The sequence below is a fragment of the Methylobacterium sp. NEAU K genome (assembly GCF_030700285.1).
Classification (GTDB): domain Bacteria; phylum Pseudomonadota; class Alphaproteobacteria; order Rhizobiales; family Beijerinckiaceae; genus Methylobacterium.
In genome coordinates this window covers 33,808-55,858 of the sequence record NZ_JAUYZJ010000007.1, presented here as the reverse complement: position 1 = coordinate 55,858, position 22,051 = coordinate 33,808, and the positions used below count along the sequence as shown (strand labels likewise).

The 22,051-nt window shown below is 69.6% G+C and carries 24 protein-coding genes; 10 read left to right on the top strand and 14 right to left on the bottom strand.

Annotated elements, in window-relative coordinates; all coding sequences use genetic code 11:
• Positions 1-108: 108 nt before the first annotated feature.
• The 5 genes from Q8W67_RS07615 to Q8W67_RS07595 all read right to left on the bottom strand — a co-directional run bounded on the left by Q8W67_RS07615 (position 109) and on the right by Q8W67_RS07595 (position 3,323).
• Positions 109-480 carry an SPW repeat protein gene (locus tag Q8W67_RS07615; RefSeq protein ID WP_305543127.1) on the bottom strand — a complete coding sequence of 124 codons (372 nt, stop codon included), beginning with the start codon at positions 478-480 and terminating at the stop codon, positions 109-111.
• Positions 481-594: 114 nt separating this feature from the next.
• Positions 595-1,590, bottom strand: coding sequence for an ABC transporter ATP-binding protein (locus Q8W67_RS07610; protein ID WP_305543126.1), 996 nt, complete (start codon positions 1,588-1,590; stop codon positions 595-597).
• A gap of 230 nt (positions 1,591-1,820) precedes the next feature.
• Positions 1,821-2,459 carry a helix-turn-helix domain-containing protein gene (locus Q8W67_RS07605; RefSeq protein ID WP_370693839.1) on the bottom strand — a complete coding sequence of 213 codons (639 nt, stop codon included), beginning with the start codon at positions 2,457-2,459 and terminating at the stop codon, positions 1,821-1,823.
• 153 nt (positions 2,460-2,612) lie between these two features.
• Entirely contained in the window at positions 2,613-2,861 is a 249-nt protein-coding gene (locus Q8W67_RS07600) for a hypothetical protein (protein WP_305543122.1), read from the bottom strand.
• A gap of 96 nt (positions 2,862-2,957) precedes the next feature.
• The gene (locus Q8W67_RS07595; RefSeq protein WP_305543120.1) at positions 2,958-3,323 is read right to left on the bottom strand and encodes an SPW repeat protein; all 366 of its coding nucleotides are present in this window, start codon (positions 3,321-3,323) and stop codon (positions 2,958-2,960) included.
• A 292-nt stretch (positions 3,324-3,615) separates the two neighbouring features.
• Here Q8W67_RS07595 and Q8W67_RS07590 point away from each other — a divergent pair, with 292 nt between their 5' ends.
• Both Q8W67_RS07590 and Q8W67_RS07585 read left to right on the top strand, forming a co-directional pair.
• Positions 3,616-3,933: a phasin family protein gene (locus tag Q8W67_RS07590; RefSeq protein ID WP_305543117.1), complete on the top strand. Its 318-nt coding sequence runs from the start codon at positions 3,616-3,618 to the stop codon at positions 3,931-3,933.
• Positions 3,934-4,012: 79 nt separating this feature from the next.
• Complete coding sequence (locus tag Q8W67_RS07585) at positions 4,013-4,285, top strand: hypothetical protein (RefSeq protein ID WP_305543114.1); 273 nt, start codon at positions 4,013-4,015, stop codon at positions 4,283-4,285.
• 81 nt (positions 4,286-4,366) lie between these two features.
• Here the strand turns inward: Q8W67_RS07585 and Q8W67_RS07580 are convergent, their stop codons facing one another.
• The 4 genes from Q8W67_RS07580 to Q8W67_RS07565 form a co-directional block, all read right to left on the bottom strand.
• On the bottom strand, positions 4,367-4,759 hold the full coding sequence (locus Q8W67_RS07580; RefSeq protein WP_305543112.1) for a BON domain-containing protein: 393 nt from the start codon (positions 4,757-4,759) through the stop codon (positions 4,367-4,369).
• A 435-nt stretch (positions 4,760-5,194) separates the two neighbouring features.
• The gene (locus Q8W67_RS07575) at positions 5,195-5,575 is read right to left on the bottom strand and encodes a response regulator transcription factor (protein WP_305543111.1); all 381 of its coding nucleotides are present in this window, start codon (positions 5,573-5,575) and stop codon (positions 5,195-5,197) included.
• 92 nt (positions 5,576-5,667) lie between these two features.
• Positions 5,668-6,273: a response regulator FixJ gene (gene fixJ / locus Q8W67_RS07570; RefSeq protein ID WP_305543109.1), complete on the bottom strand. Its 606-nt coding sequence runs from the start codon at positions 6,271-6,273 to the stop codon at positions 5,668-5,670.
• Complete coding sequence (locus Q8W67_RS07565; protein ID WP_305543107.1) at positions 6,266-7,810, bottom strand: sensor histidine kinase; 1,545 nt, start codon at positions 7,808-7,810, stop codon at positions 6,266-6,268. Before Q8W67_RS07565 ends, fixJ begins: the two co-directional genes overlap by 8 nt.
• 300 nt (positions 7,811-8,110) lie before the next feature.
• On the opposite strand from Q8W67_RS07565, the gene Q8W67_RS07560 reads away from it, so the two are divergent.
• Together Q8W67_RS07560 and Q8W67_RS07555 are read left to right on the top strand one after the other, a co-directional pair.
• The gene (locus Q8W67_RS07560) at positions 8,111-8,971 is read left to right on the top strand and encodes a universal stress protein (protein ID WP_305543106.1); all 861 of its coding nucleotides are present in this window, start codon (positions 8,111-8,113) and stop codon (positions 8,969-8,971) included.
• Between the two features lie 17 nt (positions 8,972-8,988).
• On the top strand, positions 8,989-9,210 hold the full coding sequence (locus tag Q8W67_RS07555) for a hypothetical protein (RefSeq protein ID WP_305543105.1): 222 nt from the start codon (positions 8,989-8,991) through the stop codon (positions 9,208-9,210).
• 72 nt (positions 9,211-9,282) lie between these two features.
• Here Q8W67_RS07555 and Q8W67_RS07550 read toward each other — a convergent pair whose 3' ends face one another.
• The 4 genes from Q8W67_RS07550 to Q8W67_RS07535 all read right to left on the bottom strand — a co-directional run bounded on the left by Q8W67_RS07550 (position 9,283) and on the right by Q8W67_RS07535 (position 12,952).
• Positions 9,283-9,687, bottom strand: a complete 405-nt coding sequence (locus Q8W67_RS07550) for a BLUF domain-containing protein (protein WP_305543102.1) — start codon at positions 9,685-9,687, stop codon at positions 9,283-9,285.
• A gap of 81 nt (positions 9,688-9,768) precedes the next feature.
• Positions 9,769-10,095, bottom strand: coding sequence for a c-type cytochrome (locus Q8W67_RS07545; protein ID WP_305543099.1), 327 nt, complete (start codon positions 10,093-10,095; stop codon positions 9,769-9,771).
• The gene (locus tag Q8W67_RS07540; protein ID WP_305543095.1) at positions 10,095-10,907 is read right to left on the bottom strand and encodes a universal stress protein; all 813 of its coding nucleotides are present in this window, start codon (positions 10,905-10,907) and stop codon (positions 10,095-10,097) included. Before Q8W67_RS07540 ends, Q8W67_RS07545 begins: the two co-directional genes overlap by 1 nt.
• A gap of 59 nt (positions 10,908-10,966) precedes the next feature.
• The gene (locus tag Q8W67_RS07535; RefSeq protein WP_305543086.1) at positions 10,967-12,952 is read right to left on the bottom strand and encodes a heavy metal translocating P-type ATPase; all 1,986 of its coding nucleotides are present in this window, start codon (positions 12,950-12,952) and stop codon (positions 10,967-10,969) included.
• A gap of 376 nt (positions 12,953-13,328) precedes the next feature.
• Here Q8W67_RS07535 and Q8W67_RS07530 point away from each other — a divergent pair, with 376 nt between their 5' ends.
• Positions 13,329-13,619 carry a hypothetical protein gene (locus Q8W67_RS07530; RefSeq protein ID WP_305543083.1) on the top strand — a complete coding sequence of 97 codons (291 nt, stop codon included), beginning with the start codon at positions 13,329-13,331 and terminating at the stop codon, positions 13,617-13,619.
• Positions 13,620-13,709: 90 nt separating this feature from the next.
• On the opposite strand, the gene Q8W67_RS07525 is transcribed toward Q8W67_RS07530, so the two are convergent.
• The gene (locus Q8W67_RS07525; RefSeq protein WP_305543080.1) at positions 13,710-13,916 is read right to left on the bottom strand and encodes a hypothetical protein; all 207 of its coding nucleotides are present in this window, start codon (positions 13,914-13,916) and stop codon (positions 13,710-13,712) included.
• A gap of 167 nt (positions 13,917-14,083) precedes the next feature.
• Between Q8W67_RS07525 and Q8W67_RS07520 the strand changes: the two genes are divergently transcribed.
• The 5 genes from Q8W67_RS07520 to Q8W67_RS07500 all read left to right on the top strand — a co-directional run bounded on the left by Q8W67_RS07520 (position 14,084) and on the right by Q8W67_RS07500 (position 22,042).
• On the top strand, positions 14,084-14,872 hold the full coding sequence (locus Q8W67_RS07520; protein ID WP_305543078.1) for a CBS domain-containing protein: 789 nt from the start codon (positions 14,084-14,086) through the stop codon (positions 14,870-14,872).
• Positions 14,869-16,176 (top strand): HlyD family secretion protein, encoded by a 1,308-nt coding sequence (locus Q8W67_RS07515; RefSeq protein ID WP_370693836.1) that lies wholly within the window; start codon positions 14,869-14,871, stop codon positions 16,174-16,176. The genes Q8W67_RS07520 and Q8W67_RS07515 overlap by 4 nt, the downstream gene beginning before the upstream one ends.
• An 8-nt stretch (positions 16,177-16,184) precedes the next feature.
• Positions 16,185-18,920 carry a ribosome-associated ATPase/putative transporter RbbA gene (rbbA, locus tag Q8W67_RS07510; RefSeq protein ID WP_305543075.1) on the top strand — a complete coding sequence of 912 codons (2,736 nt, stop codon included), beginning with the start codon at positions 16,185-16,187 and terminating at the stop codon, positions 18,918-18,920.
• A 21-nt stretch (positions 18,921-18,941) separates the two neighbouring features.
• Positions 18,942-20,066 carry an ABC transporter permease gene (locus tag Q8W67_RS07505; protein WP_305543072.1) on the top strand — a complete coding sequence of 375 codons (1,125 nt, stop codon included), beginning with the start codon at positions 18,942-18,944 and terminating at the stop codon, positions 20,064-20,066.
• 119 nt (positions 20,067-20,185) lie between these two features.
• Positions 20,186-22,042 carry an alpha/beta hydrolase gene (locus tag Q8W67_RS07500; protein ID WP_305543070.1) on the top strand — a complete coding sequence of 619 codons (1,857 nt, stop codon included), beginning with the start codon at positions 20,186-20,188 and terminating at the stop codon, positions 22,040-22,042.
• Positions 22,043-22,051: the final 9 nt, after the last annotated feature.

The window sequence follows — 22,051 nt, the reverse complement described above, 5'->3', positions numbered from 1 at the left end:
GATGCGTCAAGGCCGGCGGCACGGGGGAAGGGCCGGCGGCGCATTCGAGCGGGGCGCTCGCGCAACGGCGGGTCATCGTCCCACGCGACCACGGCGCTCGCCGCCCGGTCAGACCTCGTGGGCGGCCGACGAGTCGCGCAGGCGCCAGAGTTCGGAGCCGGCCGAGACGATCAGCGCGACGCCGAAACCCACATGCGCCCAGGTCGCGGCTGTCGCCTCCTGGAAGCCCAGCACCCACGGCGCCACGCAGGCCCAGAGCCCGGCGGCCGCGATGGCGTACTCCTCCCAGTCATAGGTCTGCATCAGCGCGAGAACCGCGAGGGCGATCACCGTCGCTCCGAACGTCCAGGCGTTCCAGCTGGCGACGGCCTCGGACGTGAAATTGAAGTACCAGGGCGCCGCGATCAGGCTCGCCCCAAGCAGCAGGTTCCAGCCGTTGAGAAAGAGGTCTTCGAGTTGGTTCTCGATCGTGCGCATCATCCGCTCCTCGCGGGTCCGGCGGGACGGACGCCGCCATCGATGAAGAGATGCGGCATGGCGGTTCGCCCATCCTTGCGTTGGATCAAGGAGCCTCGCGCGAACGAGCCCGGAGCGTCACGCCGTCGGGCGGGAGAGGGCTTCCAGGGCACTTCGGAGCAGGCCGTACTTCGCCTGCGTGACCTTGAGTTCGCGAAACCAGTCGACCAGACCACCCCAAGGGTCGTTGAGCTGCTTCAGACCCGCGATGACCGCGACGACGGTACCGAGTTCGGTCTCGCCCCTGATCACGAGATAGCCCCCGAGCCCCAACGTGATCGCGACGCCGAGATGATGCATCAGGTTCATCAGGAAGTTCATTGAAAACTTGAGCTTAAATATAGCCATATTGATGGAAAATATTCTATCGACGCGAGTCTCCTGCCGTCGCGGAAGCCTGGATCCGGGCTGGCCTATGATGCCGCCGCTGATCCGGCGCAAGACGTACGTCCGCAGCACGACGCGACGGTTGATGGCCTGCTGCATCACCGGCACGAAGATCATCTGAGGCGAGAAGACGGCCAGGGCCATGACCGCCATCAGGGGGTTGAGGAACAGCATGTAGGCGTAGGTCCCCGCCACGATGCCGCCCTGCAGAACGGGTTCCGATACGCTCGGTCCGACGAAGGCACCGACGGGCTCCACCTCCGCCAGGACGAGCGAGACCTGCACGCCTTCTTCCTCGGGACGGGCATCGGGCGCGAAATCGCGAAAGTCCTGGAGCAAGGTCCGGCGGAGCCAGCGAACCGCGTTCTCGCTGACGTAGCTCCGGTACACGTTCAGGCCGAGCTTGAGCGCGCCCATGGCGAAGGCGGTCGCCAGATAGAGGGACGCGAGCAGGACGATGGTCCGGGCGCTTCCGCGGGCTAAGGTCTCGTTGACGATGCGCCGTTGCAGCTCGAGGGGCGCCAGGTCGGCCACGAAGAGGGCGATCGACAGCATCACCAGAGCAAACTGGTGGGGGGCGCTCACCGTCCGGATGAACCCCGAAAGGGTCGGGGGCGGGACGACGGTGCTCCGCGTCCACGCTGTGCCGTGCACATCCGGGGCCGTGATCGTGAGAGCGGGCGGCATGTCCCTCCACCCCTCCCATGACATCACCGACGCAGGCGTCTTCTGCGGTCGATCATCCGGTCACGATCCGCCCCGAGCGGCGGGAGCGTTGCGAGTGCCTGCGGATTCGACCGCAGGCGCGATGGCGCCACATGCTGATGCGGACCGCACGTCGCCGGGGTTGAGCCGCCTCACGAGCCTCGGGACCCGCGCGGCGTCGCCCTTGGAGCGGCGAGAGCGTGGCCGCCGGCTCAATCCTCAACCATCCGCTGCAGGCGTGCGCGCTGGAGCGCGACCGTCCGGGTTCCGGACCGCTGCAGGGCCCGCTCGCCTTCCAGCTGCGAGACGGTGCGCGACACGGTCTCGATGGTCAGCCCGAGATAGTCGGCGATGTCGCGGCGGGTCATCGGCAGGTCGAAGGTGCCGGTGCCGCCCAGGCGCGCATCGACGTCCAGAAGGAAGGCGGCGACGCGCTCCAGGGCCGAGCGACGCCCGAGCAGCAGCATATGGTCCTGGGCGTGGCGAAGGCCGTTCGCCGCCATGCCCCAGAGCTGGCAGGCGACCTCGGCTCTCTGGGCCGCGGCGCGCTCGATCTGCCGGCGCCTGAAGATCAGGACCCGGGTGTCGGAGAGGGCCTCGGCCGTGTCCCGATGGTGCTCGCCCTGCTCGAAGCCAAACAGGCCGCCGGGTAGATGGAAGCCGGTGATCAGGCGGCGACCGTCGCCCAGTACCTTGTGCGTGCGCACCGCTCCAACGATCACCTTGTAGACGAACTCGGCGTCCTCGCCCTCGCCGTAGATCTCCTCCTCGCGGGTGTAGGAGAAGGGCGTGCCGATGAGTTCGGGGCAATCCGCGAAGAGGCCGCTCCCGAGGCGGGCGGGGCGCTGCATCGGAAGGCGGGCGGCCACGTCACCAGAGGCAGGCAGGGTCATCTCGCTCGACATCAGCTCGCTCCTCATCCCTTTGGATGACGGCGAGAATGACCGAGCCGAGACGCCGCTGAAATTCCGGGCGGTCTCTTACGAAGGCCCGCTTAAGGGCAGTTACGTAGGCACGGCGCCTGGGCTCGCCCCCCCCGCGAGCGGCAGGACCAGATGCCCGCCCGTGTGGTCCGGAAGCATGATCATGCCGTCGCGGGCGACCAAGACGGAACCGACCGTGGCGACGAGCCCGTAAGCCAGCGCGGCCAGGACAAGGGTGACCACGTCGGCATGGTGCCGCAGCGCATGGATCGACGCGCAGCCTGCCGTGAACGATGCGGCAACGACGAGGGCAAAAGGGTCGAGAGGCATGGCGTTGCTCCACGACGGGGGAGGGGCCGCTCCGCGGTTCGGCCGCGCCGGGCAGAGCGCACCGGCGCGACCGCGCTCCCGGCGGATGGGACCCGGTCAGATGGAGCGCGCCCGGGGGATGTGGATCTGCCTTAGCTCGATCCCCGCTATGGCAGCGACCGCCAAGCCGACGACGACGTGGATGCCCATGGCATACTGAACATCTGCGAAGCCAAGCGCCCAAGGGGAGACAGCCACCCAGAGGCCGAGGGCGACGTTGAGGTACTCCTCCCATTCGTAGGCCTTGTTGAGGGCGAGCACCGCGATGACGGCGATGGCGCCCCCGCAGATCCAGGCGTTGCGCGCCGCAGCGCTTTCGGTCGCCAGCCCCAGATACCAGGGCGCCAAGAACAGGGCGACGCCGAGGAAGACGTTGAGCACGTTCAGGACGACGTCCTCGGTTCGATTCTCGATGGTTCGCATGTGCTTCTCCTCACGCAAGGAGGCCCTGGCGGCCGGCAGGGTGGTTCCGGGGCCGAGCGGCAGACAGCCAGCCGCCTTCGATGGGCAGAGGATCCCGCGCATTGAACGCGAAGCATTGATCTGGCTCAAGGCTGGACGGTGTTGGCACATGCTCTATAAGCTTGAGCTTCATTTGAATTCGCTCAAGGTTCGCCAGAACCAAGACAGAATTTTTGCCGAATTGATTTGAATCAAAGCTTTTTACCCAGGGGAGAACCATCGATGCCGGACATCGCCTGACACGGAGTTCCCCATGCAATCCAAACACACGGCATACTCGGACGCCCAGATCTCGACCGACCCGGCCGAGGCCGTCGGTGCGGGCCTGAATGCGTGGCAGACCGTCGCTTTCGGCCTCCCGATGCGCCTTGCGGCGGAGACGCTGCGCTTCACGGGCCGACGTCTTCAGGCCCAGGCGGATCACCTCGCGGCCCTGGCCCGGTGCGGCTCCATCCAGAAGGCGGTCGAACTCCAGACGACGTTCGTGGCCGACGGCGTGTCCGATTATCGCGAGGAGGCGACGACCCTGTCGCGCGACATGACCCGGTCGGCCTTCCCGAAGGCGGCGTGACACGGCTCCGCGGGGGCCGTCATCGACTTCGGCGCGCCCATTCGCAACCGAACCCGGCTTGGCGCCACAGGAGGTTCCGATGCCGAACAGACGACCTTCGTCTTCCTTCTATCGGGTGTTCCAGCGCCGGCACGGGCCGGGGATGTGCTGCGCCGTGCGCCAGGGCATGCTGATCCCGGACTTCCTCCGCCCCGGCGAATGGGATTTCGGCGCGACCGTGCACGAGAACGGGAGCCTGCCATTCGGCTTCCAGCCGGCACCGGCCCGCGAGGCGACCGCCGCGTTCGGCTACTACCTGTTCCATCATCCCTGCGAGACCCTGTCGCCGACGTGTTCGCGGCGCTGGACGTAGAAGCCTGCCGGATCGGGGAGCGGCGACCTGTGGACTCGTCGCTCGGGAGAAGGCGCATCGCTTCGTCCGCCTCGGACCTGATCAGGGCGACCCAGCCGGACTGGGCGCGCCATGGACCTGGATGTCGTTCACGACGGCGCGCACCCAGGATACGCCACGCACCCGATGTTCCACCGCCGTCCTGGCATCGGACCGATCCACAGCGCCGGTGAGCGTCACGACGCCATCCGTGACCGTGACGCCGATCCTGGCGGGATCAAAGATCGGTACGAAGACCATCGCGTCGAGGATCCGCCGACGGAGATCCGCGTCAGGCGCGATCCGGTTTGGCGCGCCGTGCAGGTCCCAGTGCGTCCCGATGCCGGCCTCGCTCAATCGGCGCAGCATCTGGCGCACATGCCAGCGGATTGCGAGGCCGCGATCGAGCCGGCGACCGTCCGGCGCAGGCGCTGAGAGGGGGCTGGGGATGGGCACCGGTGGATCCTCCTCATGAGGGCAGGGACCGAACGCTCTGGATGGCGCAGCCGACGGGACGGATACGGACGTGCCGTCTCGATAAACCCCTCTCGATAAACCCGTTTGCGCCCTGTCCTCCGGACCGGAGGTCGCGCGGGCGCAACATCGAATCGGGATCCATGTCGCTGACCGCACGCAGATCCTCAGGCCCCTGCCGGAGCCGGGCCTTGATGTGAATCAAGCAGCCGGGCACCGCCGATGCCGGGTCGCCGCGGCCGCGCCCAAGCCCTTTGCGGCAGATCAAGGTTCCGGCGCACCGAGCCCCGCACGGTGCGGATACAGTCGGAACGGGGAAAGCGCATGTCGTGCCCCGCACGCTGCGCATTGGGCCGATCCGCGCGAGCCGCCGCGCCCGCGAAATCCTGCGGCGGGCTGTCCGGGAAGGTGCGCCTCTCAGGCCTGGAGGAACGAGGTCGTGCCGGCGCCGAGCAGATTGAGAAGCGCCTCGAACACGAGGGGCTTCTCGACCAAAGGCACACCGGCCGCGCGGGCCCGCCTGCAGATGGTCGGGTCGGGGTGCCCGGTGATGAGGACGACGGGCACGCGGTCATCGAGATCCCTCAGCCGCTTGAATACCTCGAGGCCGTCCATCCCCGGCATGACGTGGTCGAGGAGAACGCACCACGGGCTCGGCCCGGGGAAGGCGGCCAGCAGTTCCTGGCCGCCAGCGAAGGTCTCGACCGCGTGTCCCTCGCTCTCCAGCAGGAAGCGGGTCGAGTGCAGAACGGCCGGGTCGTCGTCCACGACATAGATGGTTGGTGGGTTCGCCGACATGATGTTCGTCGTAGACTAGGAACTCGGAGGCTCGAAAGATTCGACCCTGGACGGAGCAATAGCCCTCCGCCTTGACCTGCCTCAAGCCGGCGTCACGCGAAGCCGGCCAGAACGGCCCAACGCACCAATTCCTGCAGGGTTTCTGCCTGCGTCTTGGCCATGAGCTTCGCGCGGTAGATCTCGACCGTGCGCGGGCTGATGTCGAGCACGCGGCCGATCTCCTTGCTGGTGCCGCCCGCGACCAGATGGTCGAGGACCTGCCGCTCGCGCTCGCTCAAGGTGCCGACCCGCCGGACGAACTCCTGCAGGGAGGGATCGACCGCCACGACCGGACCGCCTCGCTCCAGGGCAGAGCGCAGCGCCTGGAGCAGCGCCTCCTCTTCGAACGGCTTCTCGATGAAGTCGCAGGCCCCGAGCTTCATCGCCTCCACCGCCAGCGGAACGTCCCCGTGCCCCGTCATCATGACCACGGGGAGCCTGTGCCCGGCCGCCCGCAAGCGGCGGAGCAGTTCGAGCCCGTCGATGCCGGGCATCCGGATGTCGGTGAGGATGCAACCTTGCGCGCACTTCGCGATGCGGTCGAGCAGGCTCGCCGCATCCTCGTAGAGCGCCACCGTGAAGCCGGCGGTGTCGAGCAGGAAGCCGACCGAATCCCGCATGGCGGGGTCGTCGTCCACCACGTGCACGAGCCTAGCCATGGGCGATGTCTCCCAGATTTGCGGCCGGCAGGGTGAGCCGGAAGGTCGCCCCACCGTCGCGGTTGCGCTCGGCGGTGAGGCGGCCGCCATGAGCCTCGATGATGGTCCGGCAGATCGAGAGACCGACGCCCATCCCGCTCGCCTTGGTGGTCACGAAGGGCTGGAACAGCCGGGTGGCGATCTCGTCGGCGATGCCGGGCCCCGTGTCCGCCACGGCGATCTCGACGGTCTCGGACCCCAGCGGCCGGGCCTCCACGGTCAACTCGCGTCGGTCGCTCTGCTGCATGGCCTCGCGGGCATTGCGCATCAGGTTGATCAGGACCTGCTGCACCTGCACCCGGTCGGCCAGGACCGCACCCGCGCGCGGGTCCAGCGCGACGCGCGCCGTGACGCCATGCTCGTGGGCGCCGACCAGCGCGAGGGCGCTGGCCTCCTCGATCAGCCGGGCGACGGGCTCGGTCCGCCGCTCGGTCTCGCCGCGGGTGACGAACTCGCGCAGGCGGCGGATGATCTGCCCGGCCCGCAGGGCCTGCTCGGCGGTCTTGTCGAGGACCGCCACGGTCTTTGCGATGGCCTCGGGGTCGGGCCGCTCCAGCAGCCGGCGGCAGCCCTTGGTGTAGTTGGAGATGGCGCCCAGCGGCTGGTTGAGCTCGTGCGCCAGGGTAGAGGCCATCTCGCCCATCGCGCTCAGACGGGAGACGTGGACGAGTTCGGACTGGAGTTCCTGGAGCCGGGCCTGGGTCCGCTGGTGCTCGGTGAGGTCGTTGATGAAGCCGGTGTAGTAGACCTGATCGCCCGAGCGCATCTCGCCGATGGAGAGTTCCATCGGGAAGGTCGTGCCGTCCCGCCGCAGGCCCGTCACCACCCGGTTGGTGCCGATGATGCGGCGCTCGCGGGTCCGCCGGTAGCGGTCGAGATAGGCGTCGTGCTCGCCGCGCATCGGTTCCGGCATCAGGATGCGGACATTCTGCCCGACCGCCTCGGCGGCCGCGTAGCCGAAGAGGCGCTCGGCTGCCGTGCTGAACAGGTGGATGAGACCCGCCTCGTCGATCGCCACCATGGCCTCCGGCACGGTGTCGAGGATGGATTGCAGGTGCGCCTCGCGGGCGAGCAGCTCCGCCTCCGCCCGCTTCTGCTCGTCGATGCTGAAGATGGCTCCGCGGTGCCGATAAGGTCGCCCGTTCGAGTCCATCAGCACCTGCCCGCGCGAGCGAAGCCAGCTGATGTGACCGTCCGGCCGCACGACGCGGTAGTCGATCTCATAACTCTCGCCCTCGCGCAGGGCGCGCTGGATGACGTCTGCCCGGCCCGGGCGGTCGTCCGGATGCACCAGGGCCTGGGACGCCGCGAAGGTGGTCAGCTGCTCGGGCGGGACGCCGAAGAGCCGGGAGCAGGTCGGCAGGATTTCGATGCGGCCGGTCCGGATGTCGAGCGACCAGATGCAGACGCCGACCTCGTCGAGGGTCTGTCGCAATTCGTCGACGGTCAGCGTGCCGTCGCCTGGGTCAGCGCTTGGCGGCACGACGGGATTCATCATCGTTCACACTCGTGATCGCCCGCGCGCCGAGGCAGCGGCAGTCATCGCCGCAATCGGCTGAAAGCGACACCGTTTTATGACCGGCATCCGTTCCTGAGTAGTAGATTTACTACTCCCGGAACCGACCAACGACTTCATTTGTCGACGCTACTCCGTGTGCCGCGCCGAGAACAGCCGTTGAACGGAATCCCGCCCCGTTATCGATGCCCCCGCCCGGTCACGGGCCGCGCTTGAGCTGGATCAAGGTTGCCCGGCCGCGCCAGGTTCACCGTCGAAGCCGGTTCAGCCCGGAGACGCGCCATGTCCAGAAACGCCACATCCCCGCTCGCGTTGATACGCGATATCCTGGTCGGAACGGCCGTGGAGGGCGAGCGCGAGGAACCGTCCTCGGCCATCGGCTACGGCCTGACGCTCGCCAAGGCCGCGGGCGCACACCTGACGGTCCAGTCGGCATCCTGGCGCCTCTCGGGCGACGATGCCTGGATCGGCGACTTCGCCTATGAGGGCATGGGGGTCATCGACCGTCGCCTCGACACGCTGGCCCGCTCCATCGCAGACCGCACCGCCGGGGATGCGGCGCAGGCCGGGGTGATCTGCACGACCGAGTCCCCGAGCCTGCCCTATCCGGAGGTCGTGAGCCGGCTGGCGGCACGGGCGCGCCTGCACGACCTGACCGTCCTGGATTCGGGGCCGCGGACCTACGATCTCGACCGCGAGATGATCGAGAAGGCGCTGTTCCTGAGCGGGCGCCCGGTCATCGCCGTACCGCCCGGACAGGGGGCGTTCGCTGCGCGGCGGATCATCGTGGCGTGGGACGGCAGCGCCCAGGCCGCCCGCGCCGCGAACGACGCGATGCCGTTCCTGCGTGCCGCCGAGGCCGTGGAGATCGTCTCGGTGGCCGACGAGGGGGAGATCGACGTCTTCGTTCCCGGGGCCGAGTTCGCGCCTCACCTGGCGCGTCACGGCGTGACCGTCACCGTCAACGACCTGCCTGCGACGGACGGCGTCGCGAACCTCCTCCGCACCCAGGCCGGGCTGTTCCGGGCCGACATGATCGTGATGGGGGCCTACCGGCATTCCCAAGCGCGGGAATTCCTGTTCGGCGGCGTGACCCGCTCGCTCCTGAAGAGCAGTCCCACCCCGCTGTTCGTCGCACATTGAAGGCGGGAGGCCCGATCATGGTCACGGTCACGCCAAAACTGCCCCCTACCGCCGCCATCCCGAAGGCGCGGAGGAACACGCAAGCCCGGCGTGTTCGACGAGAGGATCGAAAGGCCCAACCCGAAACCCACGAGGCTGAGCCGCAACCGCCCTTGCCGGCGGACAGGATGGAGTGGGCGGCACCGCTCGACGAGGACGAGCTGCGGGCCCTGAAGGCCGGCTGGGGGTTCATGGAGTGACGCGCCGGCGCGGGTTCGTCGGGAGGCGGGCCCAACAGGCACACGGCTCGGCGCTGGGAGGTGGCCGCGACTTCAATCGACGGCCCGCGCAAACTCCTGCATGATGTTGATCAGACGTCGCAGATGGTGCGGGTCCGGTTCGGATGAGGGCCGGTCCGCCAGGGCCCTGATCAGGCCGTCGACGAAGACCGAGGCGCCGGAATAGGCGAGCGACCAGCCCGGGAAACGACGCCGCTCGATGTCGTCGTACAGGAGCACGTCGACATCCGCGTGGCGCCTGTCGCGGGAGATGCTGTCCATCAGCGCGTCCACGCCGGGCCGCGGCCCCTCGAGGATCTGGGCGAACCGATCCTCGCAAGCGACGAGCGCACCCGTCACCTGCAACCGCGCGTTCCTGACCCGCGAGGCCGAGACGATGTCCTGGACGTCCGCGGGGCTCGCGAGCCGGCGGCTGACGTAGAGTAGCGAACCCTCCATGTACGGCCCTTACCGCCGGCGTCGCCATGCTGTTGATTCTTTTGATGGCAGGGTTCAACCGCCGAATCCCAAATGCAACTCTCAACGCCTCAGCGTCCGGAGATAGGCCGTAAGATCGGCTGCCTCGGCGGGAGCGAGCCGGAAGTCGGGCATGGCCGGGTGGCGCCGCTCGACGCCCTCGACCAGGACGTCCGCCAAGTCGTCGATGGGGAAGCGCTCGGCGAGGCTGCGGAACGGCGGCGCCTCACGCATCGGGCTCGCTCCGCGTGCGCGGATCGCATGGCACCGCGCGCAGATCGCCCGCGCGAACGCCCCGCCGCGTGCGCCCGAGGCGTCCTGGGCCATCGCGGGACCGGCCAGCAGGCAGAACCCGAGCGCCGCGCCGAGGGAGCGGTTGTGCGCGCCCATCAGTGGGACACCAGGCAGCAGACGGGCGAGCGGTCCAGGAGGTCGCGCGTGACACCGCCGAACATCCATTCTCGCAGCCGGGAATGGCCATAGGCGCCCATGACGATCAGGTCGGCATCCTGACGCGCGGTGAAGCTCACGATCTCGTCGGCCTTACGCCCGGATGCCCGCAGCAGGTGGGTGGTGACGCTGGCGCCATGCCGGGTGAGATGCCCGGCCGCATCCTCAACGCCCTCGGCCTGGGCGTTCTCGCCGACGGTGGCCACGTAGACTTGGTCCGCGTCGCGGATGAGGGGCAATGCGGCCGAAACCGCCCGCCGCACCTCGGCGCCGTCCCTCCAGGCGACGACGATGCGCGCGCCCTTCAGGCGCACGACCCGCGGCGGCACGACCAGGACGGCCCGGCCGGCCTCCATCACGACGGGCCCGGGCGGCACGCCGAGCGGTCCCGGATCCTCGTCGTCCGGTCCCCGGCGGCTCACGACGATGAGGTCGGCGGCGCGCGCCTGCTCGACGAGATGCGTGATCGAATCTGCGAAGTCCGAATGCCAGTCGGTGCGGATCTCGTGCCCTGCACAGCCGGCGAACAGCTTGCGCGCCCGTTCAAGGAGCCCGCGTATCCGACCCGCGTTTCGCTCCATGTGCTCGACGGCCTCGTAGACGTCGCTGACCAGGATGGGGATGGGCACCTTGTGCGCGGCGCCCCCCGTGAGGGTCGCCTGGAAGCGCCGGGCCAGATCGGCTGCGAGGCGTATCCGGCCCGGGGCAGCCTCACCGAGGTCTGCGGAGACGAGGATGTTCGCGTAACCCATGAGCGCCTCCCCGGCCCATCGATGCCGCGGAGCCGGAGACTGAGCCTGCGCGGCTCCCTTCACCTTGATCCATCGCAAGGGTCTCCGAAGGCGCCGGCTTGCCCGCTCGTCACGACAGCCGCAGGGGGCGCGGGCGCTTCCGATCCGCGCCCACTGGTGCCGGAGGTTCGAAGCACCCGCATGGCGTTCAGGATGACGGCGACGTCGATGGCTTCCTGGAAGAGCGCGCCCTGGAGCGGCGGCAGATACCCCAGCGCCGCGGCGACCATTCCGGCCAGGGACAGTCCAAGACCGGCCAGCACGCTCTGGAGGGCGATCCCGCGAGCCCGCTTGGCGATGCGGATCGCGCGCGGCAGCGGGTCGAGGCTGTCGACCAGCAGGACGAGGTCCGCCGCTTCGGCTGCGGCCGCCGCTCCGCGTGCGCCGAGCGCCACCCCGAGGTCGGCGGCCGCCAGGGCAGGGGCGTCGTTCACCCCGTCGCCCACCATCATCACGGGGCCGAAGGACCGCTCCGCCGCCACGATCGCCGTCTTGCCGGACGGGTCCAGGTCGGCGGCCACGGCATCGATGGGCAGGCCGGCGACGAGACTCTCCGCCACTGCGCGCCGGTCGCCGGTCGCGAGCACGACCCGCTCGATGCCGCAGGCACGGAGTTCCGCCAGCGTCCGCGCGCCATCCCTGCGCAGCGGGTCCGCGAAGGCCAGAATGGCCCCGGGGGCGCCGTCCACGGCCACCAGAACCGTCGCCGTTGCGGCGTTCTCCCTGAGGATGAGCTGCGTCTGCGGGAAGGCGATGCCGTACGTCCGCATCAGGCGCGGACCGCCGACCGCGACGCGCCGCCCCCCCACGAGGCCCGCGATCCCCTCGCCGGGCATGTCGGTCACGTCCGACGGCTGCACGAGCGTCAGGCCGCGATCATGCGCCTCATCGACCAGCGCCCGAGCCGTCGGGTGGCCGGAGGCTTGGTCAAGGGAGGCCGCAAGTCTCAGGATGTCCGTCTCATCGAAGGGAGCGAGGACCTGGACCGACTGCAGGCGCGCCCTGCCGTGCGTCAGCGTACCGGTCTTGTCGACCACCAGGACACGCACCTTGGCCAGCGTCTCGAGCGCCCCCCCGCCCTTGACGATGACGCCGATGCCCGCCGCGCGCGAAAGGCCGGAGACGAGGGCGACGGGCACGGCCAGGATCAGCGGACAGGGTGTGGCGACGACCAGAACGGCGAGCGCCCGCAGGGGATCGGCCGAGACGGCCCAGGCGGCCCCGGCGAGCAGGACCGTGACGGCAAGGAAGGCCAGGCCGTACCGATCGGCCATGCGCGCCATCGGGGCCTTCTGGGATCGCGCCGCCTCGACGAGCCGGACGATGCCCGCATACGTGCTCTCGGCCGCGCGGCGCTCGGCCACGAGCGTGAAGGGGGCGCCCACGTTCAGCGTGCCGCTGAGCACCGGCGCGTTCGCCTCGAACGTGACCGGCAGCGCTTCGCCGGTGAGGCTCGCCTGATCGAGAACCGCGCGGCCTGCGGCCACCCGACCGTCCACCGGAAGGATGTCGCCGACGCGGACGAAGATGTGGTCGCCTGGGGCGAGCACCTCGACGGGCACCTCGCTCACAGCCTCGCCCTCCTGGCGCAGGGCCGTGCGCGGCTGGCGGCTGATCAGCTCCGTCATCGCGCGTCCGGCCCGTCCGGCAGCGTAGGCCTCCAGCGACTGGCCGCCCGCGTACATCAGGGCGATGATGACGCCGGCCAGGGACTGAGAGAGGGCGAGCGCCCCTCCCATCGAGAGCACGGCGACGAGGTCGAGGCCGACATCCCCCCGCGCCAGGCTGGTCGCGACCTGGGTCAGCAGTACGGCGAGGACCGCCAGCGTGGGGAGCGTCCAGGCCCACGCCGCGATGTCCAGCCGTCCCAGCGCCTGCGCCGCCAGGCCGGCGCAGAGACCGACCAGGGGCAGGAGCGCGAGCCAGCCTCGCAGCCGTGACGCCAGTCCGGCAGTCTCCGGCGGCTCGGATTTGATCGGGCCCAGGAAAGCCGCTTCAGTGGTCATCCTTCCGGCCGCTTCCGTCTCTGCGAACATCCCCGAAGGCGAAGCGCCGCCTCGCTGTGAAAGTGGTCCTTGCCGGCGCCTGCCGCGAGCTGGCCTGCAGCGCGCCGAAACGCGGCCCCGTGATGCTCGCGGATGGCGTTCGCCTCGGATGTCATGGACGGAGATCCTTCCGGGACGGTGACGCGGACTGGGCCGCTACGGCGGCCACCTCCGGGACACGGCCCTCGAAGCCGCCCCGCTCGACGCAGGTCTCAAGTTCCACTTGACCACAGTTGAGCGAATGCATGAATCAGTACAGGAACCAATGCTTTGACGGAGATCAATGACGCGAAAGCAAGTGTGGAGGTAAATGGCCGAAACGCGATGAGGTTATGTCATGAAGCGCGATCTCGCCACGCGCCTGAGCGCGGAAGCCGACGCGGTCCGCGCCAAGATCGACAAGGCCTACGACAAACTGGCGGCCAAGCTGCGAAAGCGGGCCGAAAAGGCCAAGGCGGAAATGATCAGAAGCCGCACCTTCGCCAAGCGCGTGATCATGCAGCGCAGGTTCGAGCTTTACGCGAACGCCGCCAGAGAGCTCGACCGGACCGTGACGAACCGGCAGGCATCGAGTGGCGATCTGACGCCGGTCAGCACGGACACGCTGCGCGAGTCTGCGCAGCCCTGACGCGGACCGGCAGGTCCGGCGGCAACGCGAACCCGCGCCCGACCCGCCCGCACCAGACCGTCATTCCTCGTCGCATCCCGGCGGTGCGCCTCAGCGGGTAAGCTGCATGAGTCTCGTCACGATCGCCGAGACGACCGCCCAGGCGAACGCCGGGCGGCCGACGGCACCGCGCCGGTCGCGGTCCGCGATCCGGGCCTCGAGATCAGGCTCTTCCCGGCAGGCCGTCACCGCCGATCCTCTCGGCATCCGGGCCGTCCGCACCGTCGTCACGCAGCCCGCCCGCGCCGCCATCCGCATGTCCGCCTCCCGGTCCCGCCCCGGGCCGCATGATGCCGTGCGTGCGCAGGTAGGCCTTGATCCAGCGCAAGGCGAGGCCGCGGGGCGGGGTCCAACCGTGATCGCGATCGAGCCCTGTCCGCCAAACGCCGGCCGATCATTCACGTCGAGACAGGAAGGCGCACCCGATGCTCGCTCGTCAGATCATGTCTGCGCCTGTCGTCAGCGCTTGCCCCAAGACGACCCTCCTGCGGGCGATCGAACTCATGCTCGAGACCGGGGTCAGCGGCTTGCCGGTCATCGATGCGCAGGGCGCCCTCGTGGGCATCCTCACCGAAGGCGATCTGCTCCGTAGGGTCGAGCTGAACAGCGAGGTCCGGCGACCCCGTTGGATCCAGTATCTCCGCAGCCCCGGCACGCTCGCGGAGGAATACGCACATTCCCGCGGACGGATGGTCGAGGAGGTGATGTCGAGCCCGGTGACGACGGTCGCGGAGGACGCGTCCGTGCGCGAGATCATCGAGGTGATGACGCGCAATCGGATCCGGCGCGTGCCGATCGTACGCGCGAGCGCCGTCGTCGGGATGGTCAGCCGGGCGGATATCGTTCGGGCCCTCGGAACGGCATTGGCCGCTGAGGTGCCCCACCGGTCGCGGAGCGACGCCGAGATCCGTCGGGACATCCTCGCCGAGTTCGACCGGGCCGTCTGCATCCCGAAGGCCGCGATCGACGTCAACGTCCGCGGCGGCGCGGTCGAGCTGCGCGGCTGCATCACCGACGAGCGGGAGCGCGGCGCCGTGCATGCCGCCGTCGAGAACGTGCCGGGTGTCACGGGCTTGCGCGACCACCTGACCTGGGTCGAGCCGCTCTCCGGCACGGTGCTGCTGTCACCGGACGACGAGAAGGACCGGGGCGCCGGAGTTGATGCGCAGCCGGCTGCAGAGAATGGGGCGCCGGTCGAGGGCGGCCGTCCGTGACCACGGACGCGATCCTGCCCGCGGTGGGCACCCGCGACGAGACGCCGGGGGTCGTCCGGGGCGTGGCCGTCCCGTCTCGCGGCGCCCTCGTTCCATCTCCGGCGCGCACTCCGTCCATCCCAAACCGGCGGCGCACGGTGATCTCGTGGCTGGCTGCCGCCCTGGCGCTCCTGGCGCTCGCCGGCGGCGGCTACGGGTGGTGGCGGGCTCACCGGCCGCTGCTGCCGCCGGGCTTCGCCTCCGGAAACGGCCGCCTCGAGGCGGGGGTGGTCGACATCGACACCAAGTTCGCCGGCCGCGTCGCGCGACTGCTCGCTAACGAGGGCGACATGGTCCGCGCGGGGCAGGTCGTCGCCGTCATGGATACCCGTGACCTGGAGGCACAGCTGGGCCAGGCCGAAGCGCAGGTCCGGCAATCGCAGAAGGGCGTCGAGGAGGCCGAGCGCAACTTCGCGCAGCAGCAGGCGCAAGTCATCGGCACGCAAGCGGCGATCAGCCAGGCCCAGCGCGCCGTCGAGGAAGCCCGGGCCAACGTTCAGCAGCAGCAGAGCCACGTGAAGCTCACCAAGCAGGAGCTGAGCCGATCCAGCTACCTCACGTCCAGGGGCTACGCGACCGCCGAACGGCTCGACCAGCGCCAGCAGGAGGCGGATGCCGCTGTCGCGGCGCTGAGTGCGGCCGAGGCGCGGCTCGGCGGTGCGGACCAAGCCCTGTTGGTCGCCCGGCAGAACGCCGAGGCGGCCCTGGCGGCGCGGGAGGCGGCGGCCTCACGCATCGGCGCGGCCGAACACGCGCTCGAGGCCGTGATGCAGAGCGTCGCGTATTATCGGGTCAACATCGCCGACAATTCGCTGGTCGCGCCGCGCACAGGGCCGATCGAGTACCGCGTCGCCAACGTCGGCGAGGTCCTGGGTGCCGGCGGCAAGGTCTTCACGATGCTCGATACCGCCGACGTCCGCATGGATGTCTATCTGCCCACGCCGGAGGCAGGCCGGGTCCGGATCGGATCGGAGGCGCGGATCGTCCTCGACGCCTATCCCACGCACGTGATCCCGGCCAAGGTCGTCCTCGTCTCCAGCCAGGCGCAGTTCACGCCGAAGACTGTCGAGACGCACGACGAGCGGGACAAGTTGATGTTCCGGATCCGGGTTCGGATCGATCCGGAGCGCCTTCAGGGACGCGAGACCCTCGTCCGCAGCGGATTGCCGGGGGTGGCCTACGTCCGGACCGACGCGGCGGCCGCGTGGCCCGAGCAACTTCGCCCCAGCGCACCGCCGTCGGCTCCGCCCCCGGCGAAGCCCTGAGATCCGCCATGGAGCCGCAGGACCTCGCCGTCGCCCGGGTCGAGCGGCTCTCGCACCGGTACGGCCGGACCGTCGCGCTCGGCGATGTGACGCTCGCCATTCCCGGCGGCCGCCTCGTCGGTCTGATCGGTCCCGACGGCGTCGGGAAATCGACGCTGCTCGCCATCCTGGCCGGGGCCCGACGGGTTCAGGCCGGTCGCGTCCGCGTCCTCGACGGCGACATCACGGATGCCCGGCACCGGGCCGCCGTATGTCCGCAGATCGCCTACATGCCGCAGGGCCTCGGGCGGAATCTGTATTCCAGTCTCAGCGTTCGCGAGAACATCGACGTCTTCGGACGCCTGTTCGGGCAGGAAAGGCCGGAGCGGGACGCGCGGATCGCCGAACTCCTGGCCGGCACGGGCCTCGCGCCCTTCGCCGATCGCCCGGCCGGGAAGCTGTCCGGCGGCATGCGGCAGAAGCTGGGCCTGTGCTGCTCCCTGATCCACGACCCCGACCTGCTGATCCTCGATGAACCGACGACCGGGGTCGATCCGCTCTCGCGGCGGCAGTTCTGGGAGCTGATCGGCCGGATCCGGGATCGGCGCCGGGCGATGTCCGTGCTGGTCGCAACGGCCTACATGCAGGAGGCGGAGAGGTTCGACTGGCTCGTCGCGATGAACGACGGTCGCGTGGTCGCGACCGGCTCGCCGGACTCGCTGCGACGGAGGAACCGCGCCGCCAGCGTCGAGGCAGCCTTCGCGGCGATGCTGCCGCCGGTGGCGCGCCCCTTCTCTCAGGGACCGGCGGACCCCGCGCCAGCGCCGGCCGGTGGAAGGCCGATCATCACCGCGCGCGGCCTGACCCGGCGGTTCGGCGATTTCACCGCGGTCGATCGCGTCAGCTTCGAGATCATGCCCGGGGAAATCTTCGGCTTCGTCGGCTCGAACGGCTGCGGCAAGACGACGACCATGAAGGTCCTCACCGGCCTGCTGCCGCCGAGCGAGGGCGAGGCGCTCCTGTTCGGCAAGCCGGTCGCGGCCGGCGGCATCGAGGCGCGTCGGCGGGTCGGCTACATGTCGCAGAGCTTCTCGCTCTACGGCGAGCTCACCGTCCGCCAGAACCTCGCCTTGCACGCGCGCCTGTTCCACCTCCCGGCGGATGTCCGGCGGGCACGCGTGGCCGAATGCATCGCGCAGTTCGACCTCGCCCGCCACGTCGACCAGCGCGCCGAGGATCTGCCGCTCGGCATCCGCCAGCGCCTCGCCCTCGCGGTCGCCGTCGTCCACGCCCCCGAACTCCTGATCCTCGACGAGCCGACCTCCGGCGTCGATCCCCGGGCCCGCGACCGCTTCTGGGAGCTTCTGCTCGATCTCGCGCGCCGGCAGGGCGTGACGATCTTCGTGTCGACCCACTTCATGGGCGAAGCCGAACGCTGCGACCGGCTCGCGCTGATGGATTCGGGGCGTGTCCTGGCCATCGACACCCCCGACGGACTCGTCAGGAGCTGCGGTGCCGCCACCCTGGAGGACGCCTTCGTCACCCATCTCGAAAAGGCCGCCGCGTCCGGTGCCGGCCCGGCTCCGGTGGAGGCCGCGGGCGATCCGCCGCGCGAGACTCGACAGGCGCGCATCTCCGCATGGTTCAGCCTGCGCCGGCTCCTCGCCTGCACGGTCCGCGAGGCACTGGAACTCGCGCGCGACCGGATACGCCTCGCCTTCGCGGTCCTGGGCTCCACCTTCCTGATGCTCGTCTTCGGGTTCGGGATCTCGACCGACGTGAACAGCGTCGCCTTCGCGGCGCTCGATCACGACCGCAGCCACGAGAGCCGTGCCTATCTCGAAGGCCTCCGCGGTTCGCGCTACTTCGTGGAGAAGGCGCCGCTGTCGAGCTTCGGCGATCTCGAACGCCGGCTCGCACGCGGGGACATCGCGGCCGCGATCGAGATCCCGCCCGGCTTCGGACGAGATCTGGCCCGGGGGCGGCCGACAGCGGTGGCGGGGTGGGTCGACGGGGCCAGGCCGTTCTTCGCGCAGACCATCCGGGGCTACCTGTCGGGCGTGCACCGGCTCTACCTGTCCGATCCACGGCGGCATTCCACACAAGCGGCGCCGTATCCGCAGGCGCAGCTCGACATACGCTTCAAGTACAACCAGGATTTCGACAGCATTTTCGCGATGGTTCCCGCGCAGATCGCCCTGCAGCTCGCGCTCATCCCGGCGATCATGATGGCTCTGGCGGTCGTCCGCGAAAAAGAACTCGGCTCGATCACGAACCTCTACGTGACGCCCCTGACCCGCCTGGAATTCCTCCTGGGAAAGCAGCTGCCCTACATCGCTCTGGCGATGGTCAACTTCGCGTTCATGTTCCTGCTGGCTCAAGTCGTCTTCAGAGTCCCGCTCAAGGGCAGCGCGGCGGCACTCATCCTCGGAACCCTCATCTACGTCACGGCCACCACCGCCTACGGGATGCTCATCTCGACCTTCGCCCGGACACAGATCGCGGCCCTGTTCGGGACCGCGATCCTGACGGTGCTCCCCGCCACGATGTTCGCGGGCATGCTCGTCCCCGTCTCCGCGCTGACCGGGATGGGTCGCGTGCTGGGGCGGCTCTTCCCCATGAGCTACTACCTGCCCGTGAGCCTCGGCACCTTCACGAAGGGTCTCGGGTTGGCCGACCTCGCCGGCAGCTTGGCGATCCTCGCGGCCTTCATCCCGATCCTGACCGGCGCGGCACTCCTGATGATGCCCCGGCAGGAATCCTGAGACAGGGATACGCCCCCGCCCGTGACGGCCCTCGCGAACATCTTCTGGCTCGGCACGAAGGAACTGCGCAGCTTTCTGCGCGACTACGTCCTCCTGGGTCTGGTCGTCTACAGCTTCTCCTTGGCGATCATCGCGCAGGCGCAGAGCAGTTCGCAGGAACTGCGCAACGCCGCGATCGCCATCGTCGACGAGGACGGCTCGACGCTGTCGCGTCGAATCACGCAGGCGTTCCTGCCGCCCTACTTCAAGGCGCCCGTCCCCATCGCCGAGCGCGACATCGTCCCGGCCCTGAATGCCGGCAGGTACACGTTCGTGCTCGATATCCCCCCGCGCTTCGAATCCGACCTGCTCGGCCGACGGCCCGCGCGGCTCCAGCTCGACGTCGACGCGACCGCGATGGTGCAGGCCGGCCTCGGCGCGAGCTACGTGCAGCAGATCGTCGCCGACGAGGTCGCGGGCTTTGTCTCCCGGGCCGGGGCGGCGCCGACACCGACGCCGGTCGAACTGATCGCGCGCATCGCCTTCAACCCCAACGCCGAGACGGGGTGGTTCACGAGCGTGATGGGGATCCTGAACAGCGTGACGATGCTGGCGATCATCCTGGCCGGCGCAGCCGTGGTGCGCGAGCGCGAGCGCGGGACCCTGGAGCACCTGCTCGTGATGCCGGTCACGCCCTTCGAGATCGCCATGGCGAAGGTCTGGGCGAACGGCCTCGTGATCCTCGTGGCGGTCGGCCTGTCGCTCACCCTCGTGGTACGGGGCCTGCTCCATGTCCCGATCAGCGGCTCGATCCCGCTCTTCCTGGCCGGGACGGCGGCCTACCTGTTTTTCGCCACCTCGATCGGCCTGTTCCTCGGAACGGTCGCGCGCTCGATGCCGCAGCTCGGCCTGCTCTACCTTCTGATCTATCTGCCGCTGGCCATGCTGTCCGGGAGCAACACGCCGTTGGAGAGCATGCCGCCGTGGCTCGCCACGCTTCTCCAGGCCTCCCCCACGGTGCATTTCGTGGCCTTCGCGCAGGCGATCCTGTACCGCGGCGCCGGATTCGAAGCGGTCTGGACCCGTATCGTGGTGGTGAGTGGGATCGGCGCCCTGTTCGTCGCCGCGGCGATCCTGCGCTTCCGGAAGGCCACGGCCCTTTCCTGAGGCCGGATCGCAACGGCTGCGGCAACCGGGCCCCATCCGCCCGCGGCGACGCTTTGATCTGAATCAGGATCCCACGACACCGCACGGCGTAGCCTTCCCGGCGTCGCAGGAGGTCGCGCATGCTCGAATCGGACACGAGAGCCTCGGCCACGACGACCCCCGAGCCGGCGCCGACCCGGATGCCTCTCACCGCGGTCAAGGAGATCCGCAGCCCGGCGCCCCGTCCCGCTCTCCGCGACGAGGAGGACGATCTGGCGCCCGTCAGGCGCGCGATCGACCAGAGCGTCCACGCGTCCGTCGCGCGGATGACCGGGGGGCTCTCGCCGGCGGCGCTCGCCGAGGCGTGGTTCGACTGGGCGGTCCATGCGGGCTTCTCGCCGGGCAAGCAGGCGACTCTGGCGACGAAGTTCGTCCGGAAGGAGATGCGTCTCGCGCAGTTCGCCGCCCGGAATATCCTCCTGCAGGGCCGCGCCGCGCCGTGCATCGACCCGCTGCCCCAGGACCACCGCTTCGACGACCCGGCCTGGCGGGCATGGCCCTTCAGCCTCGCCTACCAGTCGTTCCTGCTGACCCAGCAATGGTGGCACAACGCGACCACCGGCGTACCGGGCGTCTCGCGCGCCCACGAGAACCTCGTGGCGTTCGTGGCGCGTCAGTTGCTCGACGCCGTCTCGCCCTCGAACCTGCCGTGGACCAATCCCGTCGTGCTGGGTGAGACACTCAGGACCGGCGGCGCGAACCTCGTCACGGGCCTGCTCAACGCCGCCGAGGATGTCGCCCGCGCAGCCGAGGGATTGAAGCCGGTCGGCGCCGACGCCTTCCCGGTCGGGCGGGCGGTGGCGGCCTCGCCCGGCAGGGTCGTGTTCCGCAACCGTCTAATCGAACTGATCCAGTACGCCCCGACCACCGCCGAGGTCAGGCCCGAGCCGGTGCTGATCGTGCCGGCCTGGATCATGAAGTTCTACATCCTCGACCTGTCGCCTGAGAACTCGCTGGTCCGGTACCTCACCGGTCAGGGCTACACGGTCTTCATGGTCTCGTGGCGCAACCCCGGCCCGGAGGACCGGGACGTGTCCTTCGACGATTATCGCCGGCTCGGCGTGTCGGCGGCCCTCGACGCGGTCTCGGCCATCATCCCCGGCGGCAAGGTCCACGCGACCGGATACTGCCTCGGCGGTACTTTGCTCGCCATCGCAGCCGCCGCGATGAGCCGGGACGGCGACGCCCGCCTGGCCTCGCTCAGCCTGTTCGCCGCGCAGCTCGACTTCACCGAGGCCGGGGAGCTGACACTGTTCATCGGCGAGAGCCAGATCAGCTTCCTGGAGAGCTTGATGCGCAGCCAGGGGACGCTCGACGCAAGGCAGATGGCCGGCGCATTCCAGCTCCTGCGCTCGAACGACCTGATCTGGTCCCGCATCGTCCGCGCCTACCTGCTGGGCCGACGGGAGCCGATGACCGACCTGATGGCCTGGAACGCGGACGCCACCCGCCTGCCGGCCCGGATGCACGCGGAGTACCTGCGCGGTCTGTTCCTCGACAACGACCTTGCGGAAGGGCGCCTGCAGGCCGGGGGCAGGCCGGTCTCCGTGACCGACATCCGGGTCCCTGTCTTCGCGGTGGGCACGGAGCGCGATCACGTCGCGCCCTGGCGTTCGGTGTTCAAGACCCACCATCTCGCCGACACCGAGGTCACCTTCGTCCTCGCCAGCGGCGGCCACAATGCCGGGATCGTCTCTGAGCCGGGCCACCCGCATTGCCGTTACCGGATCCGAACCACCGGAACGGTCGACCACTACCGCGATCCCGACGCCTGGTTCGCCCAGACGGCGCCCAGCGAGGGCTCTTGGTGGCCGGCTTGGGCCGCCTGGCTGGCCGAGCGGTCAGGGCCGCCCGTGCCGCCGCCCGCGACGGGCGCGCCGGCCGCCGGCTTCGCGGTTCTGGGAGACGCTCCGGGCACCTACGTGCTGGAAGCCTGAACGGGTGGC

Coding starts and splice junctions, on each gene's coding strand:
- Q8W67_RS07530 (WP_305543083.1), top strand. CDS start 13,329: ATGAAGCGCGATCTCGCCACGCGCCTGAGCGCGGAAGCCGACGCGGTC.
- Q8W67_RS07585 (WP_305543114.1), top strand. CDS start 4,013: ATGCCGAACAGACGACCTTCGTCTTCCTTCTATCGGGTGTTCCAGCGC.
- Q8W67_RS07575 (WP_305543111.1), bottom strand. CDS start 5,575: ATGTCGGCGAACCCACCAACCATCTATGTCGTGGACGACGACCCGGCC.
- Q8W67_RS07535 (WP_305543086.1), bottom strand. CDS start 12,952: ATGACCACTGAAGCGGCTTTCCTGGGCCCGATCAAATCCGAGCCGCCG.
- Q8W67_RS07525 (WP_305543080.1), bottom strand. CDS start 13,916: ATGCGGATGGCGGCGCGGGCGGGCTGCGTGACGACGGTGCGGACGGCC.
- Q8W67_RS07500 (WP_305543070.1), top strand. CDS start 20,186: ATGCTCGAATCGGACACGAGAGCCTCGGCCACGACGACCCCCGAGCCG.
- Q8W67_RS07590 (WP_305543117.1), top strand. CDS start 3,616: ATGCAATCCAAACACACGGCATACTCGGACGCCCAGATCTCGACCGAC.
- Q8W67_RS07595 (WP_305543120.1), bottom strand. CDS start 3,323: ATGCGAACCATCGAGAATCGAACCGAGGACGTCGTCCTGAACGTGCTC.
- Q8W67_RS07610 (WP_305543126.1), bottom strand. CDS start 1,590: ATGCCGCCCGCTCTCACGATCACGGCCCCGGATGTGCACGGCACAGCG.
- Q8W67_RS07540 (WP_305543095.1), bottom strand. CDS start 10,907: ATGGGTTACGCGAACATCCTCGTCTCCGCAGACCTCGGTGAGGCTGCC.
- Q8W67_RS07565 (WP_305543107.1), bottom strand. CDS start 7,810: ATGATGAATCCCGTCGTGCCGCCAAGCGCTGACCCAGGCGACGGCACG.
- Q8W67_RS07615 (WP_305543127.1), bottom strand. CDS start 480: ATGATGCGCACGATCGAGAACCAACTCGAAGACCTCTTTCTCAACGGC.
- Q8W67_RS07555 (WP_305543105.1), top strand. CDS start 8,989: ATGGTCACGGTCACGCCAAAACTGCCCCCTACCGCCGCCATCCCGAAG.
- Q8W67_RS07550 (WP_305543102.1), bottom strand. CDS start 9,687: ATGGAGGGTTCGCTACTCTACGTCAGCCGCCGGCTCGCGAGCCCCGCG.
- rbbA (WP_305543075.1), top strand. CDS start 16,185: ATGGAGCCGCAGGACCTCGCCGTCGCCCGGGTCGAGCGGCTCTCGCAC.
- Q8W67_RS07600 (WP_305543122.1), bottom strand. CDS start 2,861: ATGCCTCTCGACCCTTTTGCCCTCGTCGTTGCCGCATCGTTCACGGCA.
- Q8W67_RS07605 (WP_370693839.1), bottom strand. CDS start 2,459: ATGCAGCGCCCCGCCCGCCTCGGGAGCGGCCTCTTCGCGGATTGCCCC.
- Q8W67_RS07545 (WP_305543099.1), bottom strand. CDS start 10,095: ATGGGCGCGCACAACCGCTCCCTCGGCGCGGCGCTCGGGTTCTGCCTG.
- Q8W67_RS07520 (WP_305543078.1), top strand. CDS start 14,084: ATGCTCGCTCGTCAGATCATGTCTGCGCCTGTCGTCAGCGCTTGCCCC.
- Q8W67_RS07560 (WP_305543106.1), top strand. CDS start 8,111: ATGTCCAGAAACGCCACATCCCCGCTCGCGTTGATACGCGATATCCTG.
- fixJ (WP_305543109.1), bottom strand. CDS start 6,273: ATGGCTAGGCTCGTGCACGTGGTGGACGACGACCCCGCCATGCGGGAT.